The sequence below is a fragment of the Niallia sp. Sow4_A1 genome (genome assembly GCF_052116745.1).
GTDB lineage: Bacteria > Bacillota > Bacilli > Bacillales > Cytobacillaceae > Niallia > Niallia hominis.
The window spans coordinates 1-17,240 of the sequence record NZ_JBQKKM010000047.1 but is presented as its reverse complement, the minus strand read 5'-3'; the positions used below and the strand labels follow the sequence as shown (position 1 = coordinate 17,240).

The 17,240-nt window shown below is 36.6% G+C and carries 14 protein-coding genes; 6 read left to right on the top strand and 8 right to left on the bottom strand.

Annotated elements, in window-relative coordinates; genetic code table 11:
- Positions 1-167: 167 nt before the first annotated feature.
- On the top strand, positions 168-1,124 hold the full coding sequence (locus ACTQ5K_RS20405; protein ID WP_441131813.1) for a LacI family DNA-binding transcriptional regulator: 957 nt from the start codon (positions 168-170) through the stop codon (positions 1,122-1,124).
- A gap of 60 nt (positions 1,125-1,184) precedes the next feature.
- Here the strand turns inward: ACTQ5K_RS20405 and hxlB are convergent, their stop codons facing one another.
- The 7 genes from hxlB to ACTQ5K_RS20370 form a co-directional block, all read right to left on the bottom strand.
- Positions 1,185-1,733 (bottom strand): 6-phospho-3-hexuloisomerase, encoded by a 549-nt coding sequence (gene hxlB, locus ACTQ5K_RS20400; protein WP_251629006.1) that lies wholly within the window; start codon positions 1,731-1,733, stop codon positions 1,185-1,187.
- Complete coding sequence (gene hxlA, locus ACTQ5K_RS20395) at positions 1,726-2,373, bottom strand: 3-hexulose-6-phosphate synthase (protein WP_031537665.1); 648 nt, start codon at positions 2,371-2,373, stop codon at positions 1,726-1,728. Before hxlA ends, hxlB begins: the two co-directional genes overlap by 8 nt.
- 143 nt (positions 2,374-2,516) lie before the next feature.
- On the bottom strand, positions 2,517-3,521 hold the full coding sequence (locus ACTQ5K_RS20390) for a LacI family DNA-binding transcriptional regulator (protein WP_349205198.1): 1,005 nt from the start codon (positions 3,519-3,521) through the stop codon (positions 2,517-2,519).
- A gap of 93 nt (positions 3,522-3,614) precedes the next feature.
- On the bottom strand, positions 3,615-4,904 hold the full coding sequence (locus tag ACTQ5K_RS20385; RefSeq protein WP_441131810.1) for an MFS transporter: 1,290 nt from the start codon (positions 4,902-4,904) through the stop codon (positions 3,615-3,617).
- Positions 4,901-5,866 (bottom strand): sugar kinase, encoded by a 966-nt coding sequence (locus tag ACTQ5K_RS20380; RefSeq protein WP_031537670.1) that lies wholly within the window; start codon positions 5,864-5,866, stop codon positions 4,901-4,903. The genes ACTQ5K_RS20385 and ACTQ5K_RS20380 overlap by 4 nt, the downstream gene beginning before the upstream one ends.
- Complete coding sequence (locus tag ACTQ5K_RS20375; protein WP_441131808.1) at positions 5,853-6,638, bottom strand: hypothetical protein; 786 nt, start codon at positions 6,636-6,638, stop codon at positions 5,853-5,855. Before ACTQ5K_RS20375 ends, ACTQ5K_RS20380 begins: the two co-directional genes overlap by 14 nt.
- Before the next feature lie 759 nt (positions 6,639-7,397).
- The gene (locus tag ACTQ5K_RS20370; RefSeq protein ID WP_349205094.1) at positions 7,398-8,762 is read right to left on the bottom strand and encodes an MATE family efflux transporter; all 1,365 of its coding nucleotides are present in this window, start codon (positions 8,760-8,762) and stop codon (positions 7,398-7,400) included.
- 357 nt (positions 8,763-9,119) lie between these two features.
- Between ACTQ5K_RS20370 and ACTQ5K_RS20365 the strand changes: the two genes are divergently transcribed.
- The 4 genes from ACTQ5K_RS20365 to ACTQ5K_RS20350 all read left to right on the top strand — a co-directional run bounded on the left by ACTQ5K_RS20365 (position 9,120) and on the right by ACTQ5K_RS20350 (position 14,253).
- On the top strand, positions 9,120-10,319 hold the full coding sequence (locus ACTQ5K_RS20365) for an MFS transporter (protein ID WP_235251739.1): 1,200 nt from the start codon (positions 9,120-9,122) through the stop codon (positions 10,317-10,319).
- Between the two features lie 591 nt (positions 10,320-10,910).
- Complete coding sequence (locus tag ACTQ5K_RS20360) at positions 10,911-11,930, top strand: PTS transporter subunit IIC (protein ID WP_441131806.1); 1,020 nt, start codon at positions 10,911-10,913, stop codon at positions 11,928-11,930.
- Between the two features lie 255 nt (positions 11,931-12,185).
- A complete protein-coding gene (locus ACTQ5K_RS20355) occupies positions 12,186-13,544 on the top strand; it encodes an FAD-dependent oxidoreductase (protein ID WP_349205096.1) in 1,359 nt (452 codons plus the stop codon).
- Between the two features lie 106 nt (positions 13,545-13,650).
- Positions 13,651-14,253, top strand: coding sequence for a DNA-3-methyladenine glycosylase (locus ACTQ5K_RS20350; RefSeq protein WP_031537677.1), 603 nt, complete (start codon positions 13,651-13,653; stop codon positions 14,251-14,253).
- Between the two features lie 56 nt (positions 14,254-14,309).
- Here the strand turns inward: ACTQ5K_RS20350 and ACTQ5K_RS20345 are convergent, their stop codons facing one another.
- On the bottom strand, positions 14,310-15,281 hold the full coding sequence (locus ACTQ5K_RS20345; RefSeq protein WP_441131804.1) for a bile acid:sodium symporter family protein: 972 nt from the start codon (positions 15,279-15,281) through the stop codon (positions 14,310-14,312).
- Positions 15,282-15,517: 236 nt separating this feature from the next.
- Here ACTQ5K_RS20345 and ACTQ5K_RS20340 point away from each other — a divergent pair, with 236 nt between their 5' ends.
- Positions 15,518-17,113, top strand: coding sequence for an alpha-glucoside-specific PTS transporter subunit IIBC (locus ACTQ5K_RS20340; RefSeq protein WP_441131802.1), 1,596 nt, complete (start codon positions 15,518-15,520; stop codon positions 17,111-17,113).
- Positions 17,114-17,240: the final 127 nt, after the last annotated feature.

Sequence of the window (17,240 nt, the reverse complement as noted above, 5' to 3'; positions counted from 1 at the left end):
TTCGAATGGTTGAACGGATTTCTGTAGGGATGGAAGAACGAGATACTGATGGAAGTATTACTTTATGGGTAGAATTTTTGTTATAGAATAATTATGATAATAGGTAGAGTGATTAACCGCTTACAATTTGTGTGTGAATAAATTATATAAATACTGGGGGAGTTCCTTTGGCAACACTTTCAGATGTGGCAAAGAAAGCAAATGTCTCGAAAATGACTGTATCAAGAGTATTAAACCATCCAGAGCAAGTGACAGATGAATTAAAGCAGCTAGTATATCAAGCAATGCAGGAGTTAAATTATGTCCCTAATTATGCAGCAAGGGCTTTGGTTAATAATCGAACACAAGTGATAAAATTATTAATTTTAGAGGAAATGGACACGGTTGAACCTTATTATATGAATTTATTAACAGGTATGAGCCGAGAACTGGATAAGAATCATTATTCCTTGCAGCTTGTAACAAGGACGTCACTTAATATAGGAAAATGTGATGGTATTATTGTTACAGGGATGAGGGAGCCCGATTATCCTTTTATCGGAAAATTAGCAATTCCAGTCGTCTTATTTGGCGAGAATTTGCATGGATACGACTTTGTTGATGTGGATAATAAAAAAGGTACCTATGTTACGACAAAACATATTTTAGAATTAGGATATGAACAGCTTGTTTTTATTGGAATTGACGAGGAAGAGCCCTTTGAACAGCTTCGTGAGGCCGGATTTATGGAAGCACTCGCCGAAATACATGCAGAAGGGGTAATTTTAAGAGTGAAAAACAGCTCAAGAGAGGCAGAGGCAAAAGTATCCGATTTCTTAACGAAGAAAAAGGGGCAAGTTGGATTTGTTTGCGCTTCTGATCGTATTGCTACAGGTGTGATTCGTGCAATACAGAAGACTGGAAAAAGTGTGCCAGAAGATTATGTTGTAACCGGATTTGACGGTGTATTTTTAGATAGAATTTCTTCTCCTACAATCACAACAATCAAACAGCCGTTAATGGAAATGGGCGAAGCTTGTGCCCGTATGCTTCTAAAGAAAATAAATGAACGAAATAAAAATCAAGGGAAACATATTTTTGAACCGAAGCTTATTGTTCGAGGATCGACTGTTCTTGATGCCTAGAGAAAAAAAGGAAGACTGCAGAATGGATGTAGTCTTCCTTCTTTCAAAAGAGAAAATTTATTATTCCATATTACTATGGCGCTTAAAGGCTTCCTCAAATCCAATCGCATTTATCTCAGCAAAGTTTAGACAAATAGCATCAAAAACAATATGGGCACATTGATCGAACAAAGAACCAAGAGGCTGTATAGATTTCGCCTCTGTTGCCTTTCGATATTTTGTGCTTGCGGGAATACAGATTGTATCCGTTGCTTCTTCCACAAGTGGGGAGCTAGGATCAGTAGTTAAGACTAAAACGCTACAACCTAGTTTATGGGCTGTTTCAGCCGTCCATATGACCGATTTTGTTTTACCAGAACCAGAGATAGCAATTAACATATCTTCACTGGAGATAGAAGGGGTAATGGTCTCTCCCACTACGTACACAGTTGCACCTAAATGCATTAATCGCATGGCAAAGGATTTGGCCATTAAACCAGATCTACCTTCTCCGACAACAAAAATCCTCTTTTTTCCTCTGATTAAAGCAGCTGCCTCTATTAATAATTTTTCATCAACCTGTGATAGAACGAGTTGGATTTCCTGTTGAATAGCAGTAAGCTTACTCATTAATATAAACGCCTCCTCTTGCTAGTTGTTTAAATTGTCTTGCTGCTTCTGATGGGTTGACCGCTTTTGTAATAGCAGAGCCAATGATAGCTATATCGATACCATCTGCAAGAAGCTGTGGTAAAGAATCTATTGTTATTCCTCCTGCCGCTGCGATTGTGTGTGAAGAAGTTGGATATGCGGCTAGAATCTGGCTATTTTTCCATTCGTTTTTCCCACTTAATTCTTGTTCATCCTTACTGATATGTAAGCAAAAAATAGCATCTTCAATCGTGAGAAGTGACTTTAGCTGTTCACTGGACGTGTTTAATAAATCAATCATCACTCTTTTTTGATAAATTTTAGCGATCTCTATGCAGGTTTCAATGGTTACTTTTGGGGCAGTTCCCATAACAGTGATAATATCTGCTCCAGCAGTGAAGCTAATCTCCGCTTCATATTTAGCATTGTCCATTGTTTTCGTGTCAGCAAGAATGGTTTTATGAGGAAATACCTTTTTCATTTCTCGAATACTTTCCATACCAAATTCTTTGATTAGAGAGGTTCCTACTTCGATCCAATCAATATCTGGTTCTACTAAACTGGTTAAGCGAATTGCTTCTGGAATTGTTAAGCGATCTAAAGCCAATTGAATTTTCATTTGAATGAACAGTCCTTTCTTTTGTTACTAAACCGATTTATCGAAAAGAAAAAATTTTTTATGATTTAGATTGTAGGGCGGGGAAGCGTAATATTCAAACAATCATGAGAACTTGAAGGAACACTCCCCATTCCCCAATACTATTAAATCTTTTTGATCGATGATTGTCTTACAATCAACTCACATGGATAGATAATTTTTTCCTTTTGATAGGATTCCTTATTGATTTCTTTAAGAAGTACCTCGGTTGCTTTTCTTCCCATTTCAAAAGCCGGTTGTGCAATGATGGTCATGGGAGGATTGGAAAGATGGGCAAAAGGAAAATTATCAAATACAATAAGGGAAACATCTTCCGGAATACGGAAGTGATTTTCCTGTAAAAAAGCTAAAGTCTCTAAAAACACTAAATCGTTTCCGGCTAAAATTGCTGTTGGTGGATTTTCCTTCTGAAAAAGCTTAGACAATGCGGTTTTCACATTTTCTATTTCAGAGCTGATGATATAGTCCTCACAAATATCTATCGAGTATGCTTGCAAAGCTTTTTTATACCCATCCATTCTTTCCTTTCTTGTAGAAATAGTTAATGGCTGTGTCAAAATAGCGATATTTGTATGTCCATTTTCCAAAAATAGCTGGATAGCTTGAAAGCTAGAATCAACGTTTGTGGAAAGAATAAAGGGTGCTTCTATTCCCGGTATATCTCTATCCATAAATACGACTGGATAATCTTCTTCAATCATTTTTGCATAAATATCTGTGTTTTGCCCTGTTGGAAAAATAATAAGACCATCTACCTGTTTGGCACGCAATGTTTCTATATACGTTCTTTCCTTTGCAGGATTATTGTCAGCATTACAAATAATCGCCTGATAGTCATGCTCAAAGCAATAATCTTCAATGGAACGGCAGATTTCAGTTGAAAAACGATGTACAATATCTGCTACAATAATCCCGATCATGGAAGTCTTTTTTTGTTTAAGGCTACGTGCGATATAATTAGGGTGATATCCTAGTTCTTCAATTGCAAGCTTAATTTTTTCTCTTGTGTCTTCTCCCATGTACTCATAACGTTTATTGATATATTGGGAAACGGTGCTCTTGGAAACACCAGCATAATTTGCTACATCTGCCATGGTTACTTTCGCCATTTGTTTTCCTCTCTCACTACATTAATAGATTCTTGTTCTAGTATAAAACAATCTGTTCATACATGGAAAGGGAAAGAGGAAAACGCTTAAAAATTAGTCATGTAAGGCTCGCTGTGCTAATTTTGGTTTCTTTTCTAGCACATTCTTTTCCTTTTTTGTCGCAATGATTGTTAAAATAGCAGACAATAATAAGGAGATTGCCATAAAATTATAGGAAGCTCCAAAGCCGCCTGTTACATCATTTAAATAGCCAACAATATATGCTCCAGCAAAAGATCCTAGTGCACCCATACTGTTAATCAAAGCCATGGCTCCTCCAGAGACATTTCTAGGAAGCATTTCTGGAATGATGGCAAAGAACGGACCATAAGGGGCATACATTGCTCCTCCAGCAATGGAAAGGAGAATAAAGGATAGCCAGAAATTGCTTGTGCCAATTAAATAAGAGCCATAAAAGCAGATTGCTCCTATCAAGAGAAATGGATATACAAATAGCTTGCGATTTTGATATTTATCAGAGAAATAGGAAACCGCTAACATAAGAACACATGCTAACACATAAGGAATCGATGCAAGCCAACCAGTTGTTACGATACTTGCATTTGGTGCTGAATTAATAATAGTAGGAAGCCACATAACAAAGCCGTATACGCCGATGCTCCAAAGTGCATATTGAAGACTAAGAAGAATAACAGTCTTTGATTTAAATGCTTCGCGATAGTCTTTTACAGGTTTTAGTTCCTTTTGTTCTTCTGACAACGCGTGATTAATGGCAGCCTTTTCGTCTTCGTTAAGCCATTTTGCATCTTTTGGATGATCATTTACTAGTTTCCACCATAGAAATGCCCAAATAACGGCAGGTAAGCCTTCTAAAATAAACATCCATCTCCAACCGAGGGATTCAAGAATATAGCCAGATACGATGCTCATCCATAATACAGTTGCTGGATTTCCTAGAATTAAAAAGGTATTTGCTCGAGAACGTTCTGCTTTTGTAAACCAATGACTTAAAAATACTAACATAGCAGGCATAACGGCACTTTCCACTACGCCTAAGCTAAAGCGGATAACGAATAATATTTTGACATTTGAAATAAGACCAGTTGCAGTTGCTAAGAAGCCCCAAAGAATTAGCGCCCAAAATACGAGCTTTTTCGCACTCTTATTCTCTGCGTAATGAGCCCCTGGAATTTGAAAGAAGAAATAGCCTAAAAAGAATAATGCACCAAGGAGGGAAGAGGTAGCTGCTGTAATATTTAGATCCTCAGCCAGGCCACCAGCAGCTCCAAAGCTATAATTCGCTCTGTCTAAATAAGCTAAGCTATAGGTAATAAAAACAATCGGGATAAGGCGAATCCATCTTTTTTTAGAAAGGGTATTCATATTCTTACACTCCTTTGAGATTGATTGTTTATAAAATGCACGAGTTCTTGCTTATCTGGATATCCAGTATTATCACCAAGCGATTGAACGGCTAATGCTCCAATGGCATTTCCTCGTTGAACAGACTCTTCTACAGGAAGGTTTTCTAATATACCGCTTATTACTCCAACAGCAAAACCGTCACCTGCTCCAACGGTATCGACTATTTTTTCTACCGGGTAGCCATTGATTATGGCTTCTTCTTTTGCTGATTTATAGTAGGCACCCTTTTCACCTAGTTTGATAATCACTAATTCCACTCCAGCATCTAAGTAGTAGGAGGCGATATCGCTAGGTTTTTCAAAGCCTGTTAGTTTGATGCCTTCTTCTAATCCTGGTAAAACATAGTTGGCTTGTTTAGCAAAGAAGTTAATGGTATCTACCATTTCCTTTTCGGTCTTCCAGAGCTTTGGTCTTAGGTTTGGATCAAAAGAGACCTTTTTAGCGTTGTTTTTAAAAAAGCTTAACGCATGTTTGGCAAAATTTCTAGTATCAGAAGAAAGTGCTAATGGGATGCCTGTCATATGCAAGTGTTTTGCCTTTTGGAAGTAGCGCTCATTAAAGTCTGAAATAGATAGATGGCTTGCAGCAGAACCTTTTCGAAAGTATTGTACTTCTGGATCCCCTTGTGTCACACGTGATTTTAATTGAAAGCCTGTTGGAAAAAGGGTGTCTGTTAGGATTTGATCTACTTGAACATGATGTTTCTGTAATTTCTCCATTATAAATTTTCCGAAGGCATCTGCACCTACTTTACTTACAAAGCTTGCATGGTAGCCTAATTTAGCTAAGCCTATTGCCACATTTGTTTCCGCTCCTGCAAGTTCCATTGTATAGTGATTTATCTCATGTAATGGGCCACAAGAATCAGCAATAAACATAGCCATTGCCTCACCGAAGGTAATAACATCAATTGATTGCATGTGAATTTTCCCTCCTTTGATTTGTTTGAACAATATCTATATATTTATTCATTTCCTCTAAAGATCTCTCTAAGGAAAACTCTAATGCTCTCGGAATCGAGGCTGGAATCCATTGATCGAACTGTCGCCAATAAGCGTCTTGTTCAATTGGTAAAGACACGGTAAAAAAATGATTATCCTCTTTACATACATGCTTCAAATGAAGATAGAAAATAAAGGGTTGGAAAATTTGAAAAGCTTCATAAGCATCTTCGTTTTGAAACGCCCAATTACCGATATCAAATGTCATGCTCACTGGAATATCTATTTTAGAAACGTTTTCAAAAAAGGATGCTAGTGGCTGTATTTTTCCTCCTTCCAACGTTTGGTCATTTTCTACTAATAAAGTGACATTTGGATGGTTCTTTAAAATCTGCCATAATGATTGGAGATCTGACTTATCCTCTATATAATGACCCAAGGGAAGCTTCACCCATTTTGCTGAAATACAGTTACTTTCTTCAAAGATAGTTTGAAGTGCCTGTTCGTTTACTGACCCTGTGCTATTCCAAACGGGAACAGGAGCGGAGTAAACGGTAGCTAAGTTAGCTTTGTGAAGAATGGGTTGTATATTTTTTAAGATAGATAGTAATTCCTTTTCCTTTAATAACTCTCTTCTAATTTCAATTCCAGATGCTTTTGATTTTCCAACGATTGAAATAGCTTGAAGTAGGTCTTTCATTGTTATTTTTTCAGCAAATAAAGAATTTAGAGGAATATATATTTCTGCCATTTAACATTACACCTCGCATAAAACGATTTAGTAAACCGGTTTAGTTGTATTATAATCGGTATGAAAGCGCTTTTCAATACCTAATTTGAAAAAATTCAATAATTAGGGAAAAAGTCGGAGGAGAAAGATTTGCGGATAACTAATTTGATAGCAAAACAAAAAAGAGGCTAGGATAAAACTAAATACCTAATCTTTAAAGACGAACAATCTCTAATTTAGCTCTTAAATAAAGCTACTTTCTCAAGATGGTTATCTATGTTTTTAAGTATGGTCAGGTGTAAAAACTTAAGTCGTTCCATTGCGAGGCCACTGAAAAAGTGAATTACCTGGTGAATCGGTAGTTACCAAACCATTCTAACTTAGTGTAGGCTTTTGTTTTCCGAGGCTTACCGCACGACTCACCGGGGCGAGCGCCGAGCCGCTTCACAGCTCACGCTCCTGCAGGGTCTCGGACTTTCTCGCATCTCCCGTAGGAGTCGAGCGGACACCTCTCCAAACCAACTTATTATTTGCTTTCAAATAAATAAACCTCATTTAATTTGGAGAACTAGACTTTTTCAGTGCCCTCTTCCATTGCGCTGCGGGGTCTAAAGCGTCTCTATTTCCCGCAGGAGTCGATCGTCCTCCACTCCAGTTCATTTCATTTTTAACCCCTTTTCTAAAATAAAAACACGAACGATTATGCGGACTTATCACATAAACGTTCGTGTTTATTGTTAGCTGAAATGTTTATATCCCAGCCTCTTATGAAAAAATGAATTATGCATGCTCCTTCATTGCGCGATTAACCCTTACTCTTTCCCAAGGCTTTGATTTCCAACGTCTAAAGGCGAATATGCCTCTGAACCATTCATCCATCCCTTGAGCAAGCCAAACTCCTAGTAATCCTAATCCTAATGTAATTCCTAAGGCATAGCTCAGTGTAACGGCGATTCCCCACATAGAAATAATGCCAATTATGACAGGGAAACGTACATCTCCAGAAGATTTTAAAGAACTCATTAAGACAATATTCATTGCTCTACCCGGCTCTGTAAATACAACTGCCCATAAAATTGGCAAGCCGATAGCAATAATTTCATAGTTGTTTGTAAATAGCTCTAAAATAGGTTGACCGATAATGGCCATTACCAATGCTGCAGCTAAGGATATCATCATGGCAAGTCTAAGTGTCTTGATCCCGCGTTGTAGGGCACGGTCAAATTGCTTTCCGCCAATATATCGAGCAACAAGAAGCTGAGTACCCTCAGCAATAGCCAAAGTAAATAAGTAGCAGATCATAGAGATATTACTAATATATACTCTTGCCGCTAAAGAAGCATCTCCAAATGATGCAACGATTGCAGTGATCATTAACTGCGAAAATTGATAAGATAAATTTTCACCAGCGGAAGGAATTCCAATATATAGCATGTCACGAATGTCTTGTTTATTAACTTTAATAAAATCTTTTACGGAAAAAGTTAAAGCAATTCTTTTATAAACAAGATAAACCAAGACGAGAACAGCAAATGCTCTAGCAACAACAATCGTCCAGGAAACCCCGATTACACCTGTAATAGGTAAACCAAAAATGCCCAAAATACTGATAGCATAACCTACCAAACTTATCACATTCATTAAAACACTAACGATCATGGATTCTTTTGTAAAACCGTGGCTTCTTAATACAGCACTAAGTGCAAGAGAGAGAGATTCTAAGAAGAGGGATGCACCACATATACGAACAAATATTAATCCGTATTCTAATACTTCACCGCGTATATCAAAAAGTTGTAATAAATGTTCACCGAAGACAACAACGAGGGCTGCGATTATTATTCCAAACCAGAAGTTTAGACCAACTGCAGAACGGGAAAATCTTCTAGCTTTGTGAAGCTCATTAGCTCCTAGTTTTTGTCCAATTAAAATCATAGCGGCGATAGATGTTACATTAAAGACAAGGATAAAAATTCCAAGAAGTTGATTGGCAACCCCAACCCCTGCAGCTGCGCCATCTGAATAATGGCTTAACATTAAAGTAGCGGTAACTCCCATCCCCATGTGTAAAGCAAGTTCAATAAACAATGGCCAAGATATATTAAAAAGAGACTGATTTTGTATTTTTGATGTTGAAACGCTCAACAGTTAAGCTCCCCTTTACATTTAATAATTGCAAACATAAGAACCATTTTATGCTTATTTAGAAGAAAGTAAAGAGAAAAACACTAAATTTTTTAGGGAATTTTTCAAAAATCTTGAATAAAGTAATAGTTACGCTTTTTTACCCTATATTTATGGATTTATTTATGGAATCAGTCCATTATTTACCACTGGGAAATAGCCTTTAAAGAGTAATTAATGACTGATTAATCTTTTAAAAAATTTTGGAGAAAATAGATGAAATGTAATGATGGATGTCTTGACAAGTGTTATTATAGTAGATAGTTTTCATAAATAGGATACATATGGGAAGCCTAAGAAAAAACTGGGAGGAATAAAATGAAAAAGGAAATATCAAATAGAAAAGTGCTTGGTATTGCAGGGCTAGGGTGGATGTTCGATGCAATGGATGTCGGAATGCTTTCCTTTATTATTACTGCACTCCAAGCAGATTGGGGATTAACGGTAAAAGAAATGGGCTGGATAGGCAGCATGAATTCCATTGGAATGGCAGTCGGAGCTCTTGTTTTTGGGTTAATGGCAGATAGAGTAGGAAGAAAACATGTATTTATGATAACCTTGTTATTATTTTCGATTGGAAGTGGATTGTCAGCTTTCACTAGTTCATTAGCAATCTTTTTAATCCTACGTTTCTTTATTGGAATGGGACTTGGTGGAGAATTGCCGGTAGCATCTACACTAGTTGCGGAAAGTGTTCCAAAGGAAAAGCGAGGAAGAGTGGTAGTACTACTTGAAAGCTTTTGGGCTTTTGGCTGGTTACTTGCAGCGGTAATTTCCTATTTTGTTATTCCAAAGTATGGATGGCAAGCAGCATTATTAATTAGCGTACTTCCAGCATTTTATGCCATCTATTTACGATTGCATTTACCAGACTCACCGAAATTTTTAAAAGTAGATAAAGAAAAGAAATTAACGATTAAAGAAAGCATGCAAGCAGTTTGGTCAAAGGAAAACCGGAAGCAAACGGCAACACTATGGATTTTATGGTTTTGTGTAGTGTTCTCTTATTACGGAATGTTTTTATGGCTTCCAAGTGTAATGGTTTCACAAGGTTTTAGTATGATTAAGAGCTTTGAATATGTTTTGATTATGACATTAGCACAATTACCAGGCTATGCAGTTGCAGCCTATCTAATTGAAAAGGCAGGAAGAAAATTTGTACTAGTATTATTTTTAGTTGGTACAGCAGGAAGTGCGTTTATGTTTGGGCTGGCTGATAGCACAGCAATGTTACTTACGTCAGGAATTCTTTTGTCCTTCTTCAATTTAGGAGCATGGGGAGCTCTTTATGCCTATACGCCGGAACAATATTCAACGAAGGTTCGGGGAACAGGTGCAGGGATGGCAGCAGCTATAGGAAGAGTTGGCGGAATCTTAGGACCTTTATTAGTGCCTTACTTAACAGCACAAAATGTATCGATTCCATCTATCTTTACCATTTTTTGTATCGCTGTTTTAATTGGTGCTGCAGTTGTACTTTTCTTCGGAAAAGAAACAAAGAATACAGAAATTATCTAAGAGTGGCTAGCCACTCTTTTTTTGTGTTAAATATTCTGACAAAACTTCATTTTATTAAATAATATCCATTCTATCCTTCAAATCGATCATGTTTATCTGAAATACTAATCATTTTATCCACAAATAAAAAAACAATTTTACATTCTGATTTTAATGATAACGCTTTAATATATTCTGAAATAAAATAATTATTTACATTTTCAGAATATTGGTGATATTATAACTACACACTAATTAAACGGTTTAGGAGGAGCATATCATGAAGATCAAAGCAAATACATTACCGATTATTATACTCATATTATGCTCTTAGGATTAAATGATCCCTCTTTATTATACCGGGAATTGTTTAGTCCAGTTTTTGTTATTAAAAAACAAGGCGCTAAACAGTTTGAAAGACTTGAAGGTGCCTATCCAATATTGGACAGGTTTTTTTTGTTTTTATTGGCTGTTTGTAAAGATTGTTGCTTCTATAATTATTTGAAATTGCGAGTATGGTGTAAACCCACTTCTATCAAAAAACAAGATAGGTGAAAACAGTCTTTTAAATTTATTATATAGAATTATTTTTTAATAGAGGAGAAGAGAACGATGAAAAACAAAGAGTATTTTATGGAACGAATGTATAAAGCTTCAGCAGGAATGTCTAATGCAGTTCTTGTTACATTGGGAATGGGATTGCTGTTGGAGTCGATTGGTAAAGCATTTGGCTGGGATGTATTAATCCACATTGGCGGTGTAGCAAAAGTATTGCTAGCACCTGCATTTGGAGCAGGAATTGCTTATCAATTAGGCGGAAACACATTAGTAATTTTTAGTGCAATGGTCTGTAGCACCATTGGCGGAAATGCCTTACATGCAACAGATGCTGGAATGGTATTGGTTCCAGGACAGCCAATTAGTGCAGTATTAGCTGCAGTTGTAGCAACATATGTTGGTAAATGGGTGAATGGAAAAACTATCTTAGATATGGTAGCAATTCCAGCTGCAGCAATCTTAGTTGGAGGTATGGCTGGAGTTGGATTAGCAGCAGTAACAACACCATTGTTGGAATGGATTAGTGCCCAGATTACGACTTCCGTTCAAGGTTCTCCATTAGTAGCACCAATGGTTATCTCGTTAGTATGGAGCATCTTACTAATGACTCCTGCATCATCTGCAGCACTAGCAATCGCGTTACAAATGGATCCCGTTTCAAGTGCAGCAGCATTAATTGGTTGTACCGTACAATTTGTCGGATTTACAGCAATGTCTCTGCGCCAAAATGATTTAGGAGGATTTCTTGCTCAATCGATCATCACACCGAAAGTGCAATTTCCGAATTTGGTGAAAAATCCGCTATTAATCATTCCACCTTTTGTAGCAGCTGTTATTTGTGCCCCTATTGCTACATTAGGATTTGGGTTCACGACAACGTATGAATTGGCTGGATTAGGATTAAATTCTTTAATTGCCCCAATCAGTATTTTAGCCACACAAGGATTACAGGGATTCTTAATCTATGTGGCAGTAGGGATGGTCCTTCCAATCGTGATTACACTACCTCTGTATTTCGTCATTCTTCGAGTTGGTTGGGTGAAAACAGGAGATTTGGCTATGCGAGTGCAGTAATATTTGATGATTAAAAGAGTCGCCAGTTTAAGGCGACTCTTTTAATGTGTGAAGAATGATACAAAAAAGTTAGGGCAATATAGGAAGGGATAATTTTCTTGTGAATTCTATCACAAAATAGTTGCAATAAGAAATATTCGATGTATAATAAAGGTGTGAACGAAATGTGAATTCTATCACAATATATGTGATTTTTTTCACTAAATAAGTGAAGTTTTTCACATTATAATCTATTACAAAAGGAGTTTTTAAACGATGAAAGTAGTTGTAATTGGATGTACACATGCTGGAACAGCAGCAGTAAAAACGCTAGCTAATTTAAATAAAAACATAGATATAACAGTTTATGAAAAAAACAACAATGTTTCCTTTTTATCCTGTGGAATTGCTTTATATGTCGGTGGTGTGGCAAAGGATGCTAGTCAATTATTTTATTCCTCACCAGAAGAACTGAAATCTCTTGGAGCAACTATGCATATGGAGCATGAAGTATTAGAGGTTGATACAGTAAACAAGGAAGTACATGTGAAAGACTTAACTACAGGGGAAGAAAAGATTGATCATTATGATAAATTGGTGATGACAACAGGCTCTTGGCCAATTATTCCACCAATCGATGGCATTAACTTAGATAATATTTTGCTATCAAAAAACTATAATCAAGCAAATGAAATTATTGAGCGATCCAAGAATGTTAAGAACGTGACAGTAATTGGAGCTGGATATATTGGTGTAGAGTTAGTAGAAGCATTTGCATTAAATGGAAAAAACGTAACATTAATTGATAGCGAAGATCGCATCTTAAATAAGTATTTAGATCAAGAATTTACAGAGGTGGTAGAGGCTGAATTTGCAGAGCGCAATATTAACTTAGCTTTACAACAAACGGTAACAAAATTTGAAGGAAATGACCAAGGAAAAGTAACAAAGGTTTACACAACTAAAGGGGAATATGAAACAGATTTAGTTATCCTATGTGTCGGCTTTAGACCAAATACGAATCTTTTAAAAGGAAAAGTAGATATATTACCTAACGGTGCGATTAAGATTAATGAATATATGCAATCAAGCAACCCAGATATTTATGCAGCAGGTGATAGCTGTGCGGTTAATTACAATCCAACAGGAGAAAAAGTATATATCCCTCTTGCGACAAATGCTGTTCGAATGGGAACATTAGTAGGACACAATATTGCGGGGCATCCATTGAAGTATATGGGGACACAAGGGACTTCAGGATTGCATATTTTTGGATTGAATATGGCATCGACTGGTTTAACAGAAGTAACTGCAAAGCATAATAATATTCCTTATGAAGTAGTAGAAGTTATTGATAATGATCGCCCTGAATTTATGCCAACATTCCATGAAATTCGCTTAAAAGTTCTTTTCCATAAAGAGACTAGAAACATTTTAGGAGCACAATTGATTTCAAAAGCAGATGTTACTCAGATGATGAACACATTATCTGTATGTATTCAAACGAAAATGACAATCGAAGAATTAGGATTTATCGATTTCTTCTTCCAACCACATTTTAATAAACCGTGGAACACATTGAATCAGGCAGGATTAGCTGCTTTAGCGAAAAAGAAAGAACTTATTGAGCAATAGGTATTCAGAAGAAATGGAATCATCTCTATAATCAAAGGGATGATTCTTTCTTTTTGGGGGAAAAGAAATGTATACTAGTAAGAAATAATTGAGGAGACGGACAATGATTGATTACATAAACCAGCCAACAGAAGACATTGCAAGAAAACTGTTAGGAAAGATTCTTATTCACCAGACGCCGACTCATTCGTATAGTGGTTATATTGTGGAGACAGAGGCTTATATTGGGGTGGAGGATATGGCTTGTCATAGTTATGCTGGAAGACGCACCCCTAGGTTAGAATCCATGTATAAAATAGGGGGGACAATTTATATTTACACAATGCATACCCATCAGATGCTAAATATTGTAACAAAAAAAGTGGGTGATCCGCAGGCTGTCCTGATTCGAGCAATTGAACCCCTTGGCGGAATAGAATGGATGGAACGTAATCGAAAAACAAAAGGGGTAACAATCTGTAATGGCCCTGGGAAATTAACGAAAGCAATGGAAATCACAAAAGCTTTAGATGGAAATGTAATAAATGGAACGTCATTATTTATTACGGATGGAAAAAAACCATTACAAATAGAAGAATCAGCAAGAATCGGTATTCCCAATAAAGAAGAGTGGACTTCAAAACCGTTACGATACTATGTAAAAGGGCATCCTTTTGTTTCAGGGATGAAAAAAGGAGAGATGGATTTAAAAGGAGAATTATGGAAATGAAAAAGTAGGGTAACTTTCTCTATAGAAAGAGTTACCCATTTTTCTTTTGAATGAATTCACAACATTTTCCCTTCCTTGACTTTTCCAATGAAAGGTTTCTCATACACTATTTTGATGAAGTAGCCATATAACGCTGCTAAAATTTGTTGGAATAGCATGCCGATAACAACGGGAACGGCCACTGCAGGTGGGAAGAAGCTTACAGCTAGCACTGCCCCCGCACTAATATTTCTCATGCCCCCAGAATAAATCATGGCAATGATCTCCTCTTTGCTTCGTTTCGTTAAAATTCCTAATATCCAAGCAAAAAGGTAACCAGATAATGCAATGATAAAAACAGTAAGTGCCACTTGAAAAAACTTTTTATCAATATTCCGCAAGTAAGGGGCCACGACAGAACTATTAATACTAACAACAAGCGCTAAGCCAATTTTGGAAAAGGGAGAAAGTGTCTGATTCCATACTTTTGCTTTTTCCTTTGAAAATTGATTAAAAGCCATACCAGCAATCGAGGGCAAAACAATCATTCCAAGTAGCCCCTTCATCATTCCCCAAACCTCTAGCTGTACAGCCTCTCCAACGAATAGACTCATACTCAAAGGCACAAGAAATGGAGAAAGCAGGGTGTCGAGCAAGATAATAGCTAGCGTTAGTGCAATATTTCCTTTATATAGGCTAACCCAAATAACACTTGTAATCCCAGTTGGAATAACAACCGCTAAAGTAAGACCGGTAATGGTATAGGCATCCCCTTGGAAAAATAGATGTCCGATCATAAAAGCCCATAAAGGAGTGATGATATGAAGAATTGCCAGTGTTAACAGTAAAGATAGCGGGTGAGTAATTGTATATTTCACCGATTTAAAGTTAGATGTCAGGCTACCTACAAAAGTCATAACCGCAAAAATCCATGGTACTAAGAAAGCAACATGATTCAATACACCAGCTAGTAATACACCTATGACTACACTCACAGGGGTTAACAGCGGCATCCACTTTCCAAGAAAAGCATTCATTTTTTGTAACATGTACAGGACTCCAGTCTAAAATTCATATTTACAATATATGTTTAATTTTGAAGTAATAAAGTTCATTATGTGGGAAAATTCTTACTTGGTGTGAAAAAACACAAAAGTAGTGATTAGGTGCAATTTGCTTACTTCGTATATTCAATGAGGTTATAATAAGCTAATATTAACACATGAAAGCGTTAGCAAATTTTATAATCTGAAAATTACATAAAATAATTGGGAGGTTTTGAGTGATGATGCAAAAAGTTCAGCGTTTTGGCGGTGCATTATATGTACCAGTTCTGCTTTTTCCATTTGCTGGTGTAGTAATTGGGTTAACAATCCTTTTTAAAAATCCATTAATTATGGGTTCGTTAGCAGATCCCGAAAGTATTTGGTACCAATGTTGGTTTATTATTGGCGAAGGTGCTTGGGCTGTATTGAGACAAATGCCATTGTTATTTGCAATTGGAATTCCCATTGCATTAGCTAAAAAGGCTCATGCACGGGCTTGTATGGAAGCACTTATTACGTATCTTACTTTTAATTATTTTATTAATGCAATATTAACAGTGTGGGGAAGTAATTTTGGAGTTGATTTCTCAGCAGAAGTTGGATCAGGAACTGGATTGACAACAATCGCAGGAATAAAAACATTAGATACAAATATTATTGGAGCTATCCTGATTTCGTCGATTGTGGTCTTTATACACAATCGTTACTTCGATAAAAAATTGCCAGATTGGTTAGGTATTTTTCAAGGTACATCTTATGTAGTGATTATCGGATTTTTTGTAATGATTCCTTTAGCTATAGTTACTTCTTATTTTTGGCCGATGGTTCAAACAGGAATTTCATCCATGCAATCGTTTTTAGGAGGAGCAGGAGTTGTAGGAGTATGGTTATATACATTCTTAGAAAGAATATTACTTCCAACAGGTCTTCATCATTTTATCTGGACACCATTTATTTATGGACCAGCTATTATTGAAGGCGGAATTAAAATTTATTGGATTGAACATTTAACGGATTTTGCTGCTTCTACCCAATCATTGAAGGCGTTATTCCCAGAAGGTGGATTTGCTATGTACGGCAATGCTAAAATCTTCGCTATGCCTGGAATCGCATTGGCTCTTTATGCAACTGCCAAGCCAGAGAAAAAGAAATTGGTTGCGTCACTATTAATACCAGCAACTTTAACGGCAGTAGTGGCAGGGATAACAGAGCCGCTTGAATTTACTTTTTTATTCATATCACCATTGCTTTTTGGAATACACGCTCTTTTAGCTGCTACGATGTCAGCAACCATGTATGCATTTGGAATAACAGGATTAATGACAGGTGGTTTAATTGAAATAGCAAGTAATAACTGGATTCCGCTATTTTCATCACACGGATCAACCTATTTACTTCAAATTGGCATTGGGCTAGTGTTTACATTTATCTATTATTTTGTATTCCGAACGTTGATTGTAAAATTAAATATTGCAACGCCAGGAAGAGAACAGGATAGTATATCTGAAACGAAATTATATTCTAAAAAAGACTTTAAAGAGAAGCAGGAAGAGAAAAAGATTGCGTCTGCTAATGGAGGAGCTGGTTTCTCTGATAAAGCTCTAAGCTTCCTAGAAGCACTTGGGGGAGCTGGAAATATTGAAGATGTTATGAATTGTGCAACCAGATTAAGGGTTACAGTAAAAGACGAGAATAAATTACAGTCAGACAGTGCTTTTCAGGCTGCAGGAGCACATGGAGTGGTAAGGAACGGTAAGGCTATCCAGATTATTGTTGGTCTCTCTGTGCCTCAGGTGAGAGAGCAGTTTGAGATACTATTACAAGAAGCAAATTAAGAAAGAAGCGGAAGACTGAACTGACCTAGCCAAATGAGACATATATAAAACACCTATCCATATTAAATTTAACACTTTTTCATTAATTTGATATTGGTTCTTTACTGGAAATAGTTCAGGCACTTTG